The sequence below is a fragment of the Microbacterium sp. genome, assembly GCF_031988965.1.
In the GTDB taxonomy this organism is placed as follows: domain Bacteria; phylum Actinomycetota; class Actinomycetes; order Actinomycetales; family Microbacteriaceae; genus Microbacterium.
On record NZ_DALZXX010000183.1, the window covers coordinates 3554 to 4554 of the forward strand.

Annotated in this window: 1 protein-coding gene and 1 pseudogene; one reads left to right on the plus strand and one right to left on the minus strand. The window is 69.1% G+C overall.

From position 1 onward, the window contains the following. Positions 1-481: GntR family transcriptional regulator (locus RTM68_RS17010; protein ID WP_312173216.1), on the minus strand; the 481-nt coding region annotated here is incomplete at its 3' end. 165 nt (positions 482-646) lie between these two features. Between RTM68_RS17010 and RTM68_RS17015 the strand changes: the two are divergent. Continuing rightward, positions 647-1001, plus strand: a pseudogene (locus RTM68_RS17015) (aminotransferase); the annotation flags it as partial.

Consider the following 1001-nt stretch of genomic DNA (forward strand, 5'->3'; position numbering starts at 1 on the left):
CGATCAGACTCGTGAGCGCGTCGTTGCCCGCGACCTGCGAGATCGTCATGTGAAAGGCGTGGTCGAGCCGCGAGTGGGCCTCGAAGTCATCGCTGCCCTCGATCTCGTCGAGGATCCGGCCGAGCGAGTCGATGGTCGTCGCGTCGATGCGGGCTGCGGCGAGCGCGGCCGCGTGCGGTTCGAGCACACGGCGCAGCTCGGTGAGTTCGAGCACGCCGGCCATGGGCAGCAGCCCGACGGTCAGCGACAGGCTGCCGATCAGGTCGGCGGCGCGCAGCTCACCGACGTAGCTCCCGGAGCCGTGCCGGGTCTCGAGCACGCCGAGTGCGGCCAGCATCCGGATGGCTTCGCGCAGCGATCCGCGTGAGACGCCGAGCGTCTCGCACAGCTCACCCTCGCTGGGCAGGCGGTCGCCCGGGCGCAGGGCGCCGTCGGCGATCAGCGTGCGCAACCCGTGCAGGGCCGTGTCCAAAGCGCTCATGGTCATCCTCCCGCCACCGCCTGATCCCTCTGTGAGTCTGTCGGACATAGCCACCGCATCAAATTCGTATGACAACTATGTTTCATACTCACCTTTTCGTAGCCATTTCCCAAGCGCTGTGGCAAAGTTGTGCAACAACTCCCCCCGACGCACCGACGAGGACCGATGCCCGCACCACTCTTCCCCGCCCCGCTCACGCTGAACTCCGGCATGCGAGCCCGTGACGCGTGGCCCCTCGATCCCGACGTGATCCACCTCAACCACGGCTCGTTCGGCGCCGTGCCCACGGCGGTCGTCGAGCAGCAGGATGCACTGCGGCGGCGCGCCGACCTCAGCCCCGTCGAGTGGTTCCCCCGCATCGCCGAGCGCGTGCAGGCGGCCCGCGAGCGCACCGCCCCGTTCGTCGGCGCCCGCGCCGAAGACAGCGCCTTCGTTCCCAACGCCTCCGCCGCCGCGACCGTCGTCTACAACGCGCTGCAGCTCGAGCGCGGCGACGAGATCCTGGTCACCGATCAGGGCT